At 28.3% G+C, this 3,129-nt stretch carries 3 protein-coding genes and 1 pseudogene; 2 read left to right on the forward strand and 2 right to left on the reverse strand.

Annotated features, from left to right (window positions below; translation table 11 throughout):
- The coding region (locus tag Q0649_RS20840; RefSeq protein ID WP_298846383.1) for a polyprenyl synthetase family protein at window positions 1–659 on the reverse strand (659 nt) is incomplete at its 3' end.
- 385 nt (window positions 660–1,044) lie between these two features.
- Entirely contained in the window at window positions 1,045–2,301 is a 1,257-nt protein-coding gene (locus tag Q0649_RS20845; RefSeq protein ID WP_298846386.1) for a hypothetical protein, read from the reverse strand.
- A 301-nt stretch (window positions 2,302–2,602) separates the two neighbouring features.
- Between Q0649_RS20845 and Q0649_RS20850 the strand changes: the two genes are divergently transcribed.
- Together Q0649_RS20850 and Q0649_RS20855 are read left to right on the forward strand one after the other, a co-directional pair.
- Complete coding sequence (locus Q0649_RS20850; RefSeq protein WP_298846389.1) at window positions 2,603–2,731, forward strand: FeoB-associated Cys-rich membrane protein; 129 nt, start codon at window positions 2,603–2,605, stop codon at window positions 2,729–2,731.
- A 263-nt stretch (window positions 2,732–2,994) separates the two neighbouring features.
- A pseudogene (locus Q0649_RS20855) lies at window positions 2,995–3,129 on the forward strand (DNA-binding response regulator); the annotation flags it as partial.

Genomic DNA, 3,129 nt, shown 5'->3' on the forward strand with positions numbered 1-3,129 from the left:
TCTTTATCCATACAATCATCCATTATTTGGTATGCCATTCCTAAATTTAATCCATACTCTTCTATTCTAGTAATTTGATATTTTGTCGCTCCAGCCAGTGATGCTGCAATTTTGCAACTAACGGACATAAATAATGCTGTTTTACCTTTAATAATGTTTAAATAAGTTTCATGAGTAGGTAATTCATTTTCTGCTTGAATTACTTCAGCGGCACACATATACTCAGTTAACTCAACTATCATTTGTTCAAATTCTTTTGGTAGTGAATTTGAAAGAGTTGAGAATGCTAATGAATAAACAACATCACCTGTGAGTACCGCTATTTTCTTTCCATAGATTCTACTTATAGTTTTTTGACCACGCCTAAACAAATCACCATCAATCACATCATCATGTATTAAACTCGCACTATGCATGAGCTCAATACCCGTAGCAAATTGAATTAACTGGTCATTAGTACTCTCTGGAAGCTTATTATTTATAATACCCGCTGAGAGCAGAGCTAAAGTAGGGCGAAGCTGTTTCCCTGGTATCTTAAAAAAATAGCCTATAATTTCTTGTAAATAACTTGTGCTTAAACTTGTACATATTTTTCTTTGTTCTTTTTCCACGAGATTTAAATCATTACCTATTGGACTATAAATATCTTCAAACTGCAAATTTTTCACCACCTTTATATATTTCAGAACTAAGTAATATATTTTTTTAAAACTTCGAATGTTGAAAATATTTTTCAAGTACAATGCCTATCATAATAAAATATTGTGAAGATAATATGTAGATAGTATATTTTTTGTCGATTTCTTTTATTTTTGTAAAAATAGTAGAAAATTAATGAAACAATTGTTTATAAAATTGAGTGCACCAAAACGATTTTACTAAGATAACTCAAATAATAAATTTAAGTGATTCAATCACTTAACCTTGAGAAAATATTGATATAAAAGTATAATTCAGGTCCACACGTAAATTAATACAACGCACTTGATTTTATAAAAAGTTAAAGAGGAGCAAAATGCTCCTCTTTAACTTTTCTTATAAATATTATTCAAGTTGCTTTGATATTTTTAATAATATATTAGAATCTTCTCCAAACTTACAAATGCCCTTACAATTTTCATATAAATCAGAGAATACTATATATCTCAAATTTGCACAATTCATGATCCTAAAGACCGGCCTCCTTAGTTGAGCAATTATTTCTTTTTCACGAGAATCAGGTGCTACAAGGAAAAGGTTACACTCTGTAGTATGAAGTGAGGTCGATAAATCCATGAGTCTTAGTATTCCTGAGTATATAGATGTGGTTTTCTCAATTTCAAAGGCACAATCTATTTTTTCACTTTCTTTATTTATCCATAAAACATCTATCAAAGAAATAGTTTTAAGCACATCTTTAGAAACGCTTAACTCCGGTAGTTCCCCTAACGTTAAAAATCGAAGGCTTTTTCCATCTAAAAATTTGCTCCGATCGTTTAATGCCACAAAAACATCATATCCTAAATTTCTTCCGATTTCAGTTAATAGAAATTGCGTTTTAAGATGTTCACTCTCTTCTTTAATTTCATATTGCACCTCAACATGTCTTTTTTTTAGTGTTTTTTCTAACTTATCTTTTTCAAATTTTATAGCTGTGTCACAATTTATATTCAAAGAAATTTTACCAACACCTATATCAAATAATAAACCTGATATAGCGCCTAAATCAGTAGACAGTATAGATCTATTTTCTTCATTTATTTTAATAATAGTTTCTCTCATCTCTAAATACTGTTGCCATGAACCTAATTTTTTATTATCGTCAAAAATGGCGTTAAAACCTTTTACAATTGCAGTATTAAATGGAGGCATTATAGTTGGGTGTAAGAAATAAAGTATATTTGCCACAGATGGACCTAATCCCTTTATTTGATAACTATCAAGTTTTATAATCTCTTTTACTAGCTTATCTTCAGTATTAGCTGACATACAAGCTTCTAAAAACTGTCCGAAAATTCTTTTGTTTTCTTCATTTTCATATATATCAGGAATTCGTAGTTTAGGCTTCCAATAGAATGGATGAGCAGCCCCTTTGAATATTTGTTTTTGCTCTGTAATACAGGATAATATGAATTCTAAGGGTGAACCCTTAAAATCATTGCCAAAAGTTTCGTCTTTAATTGATTTAATTGTATCAATCACACCACGTCTAATTGAACGAAAAGCTTTCATTCTTGTATTGTTATAAACAAACCAAGTGTTATATACAGATTCTGAATCAGTTTTAAATTGTAGAATGATATTTTTAAAATCAAGTTCCATATTAAATTTCTCCTTTGAAAATATTAAAAAGCATACTGTTATACTGGGTTTATATTTATCTGTTTAAAATTATTGGTAGTACAGAAAAATCAAAAAATTACCTTATCAAAATTAAGTATATACTAATTCAATTAAATTCACATCGTAAAATATAAGTAATAATTCAAAATCGTTAATCTTCATAAAATCTACATAATAAATTGATATAGTATAAAAAAAGTATTAATTACTTAGAACACAATTTTTATAAAAATTTATAAATGTTGATTTAAATAACATTAAGAATAGGAGGACTGAGTTTATGTGGGTTGAGATATCAATAACTTTATTTATTATAGCTGTAGCAGGACATATTCTTTATCATAGTTTAAAGAAAAAGGGTTCAGGGGATTGTGGATGTGGAAGTTGTTCTTCGAAGAAGAAAAAGTAACTAATGTTATATCTATAGTGAGGAACTTCAACTGATTTTTATTGTTCTGGATTTTTCAACATGAATATGCTTATTTTGGCATAAGACTTGGAAGAACAACTTAATATCAAATAGAATATAGCGTTGGTGTATCTAAAGATGATTGTATAACGATTAAATGGTTAAAATAGACTGTATTAACTCATATTGTGTAAAGCCTCTAACGTGTACAAGTTAGAGGCTTTACGCAAATATACTAATAATATTCAAATAAGGAGCAAGGCATGAAAAATATACTGATAATTGAAGATGAAGAAAAGGTAGTTCAAGTCTTAAAAGCATACTTAGAAAAAAATGGGTATAATGTTTACGTTGCATTAAATGGATTAACTGGTATTGAAATATTTAAAGAAAACAAA

Origin of the sequence: uncultured Clostridium sp. (assembly GCF_937920395.1) — a bacterium.
In the GTDB taxonomy this organism is placed as follows: Bacteria; Bacillota; Clostridia; order Clostridiales; family Clostridiaceae; genus Clostridium_AD.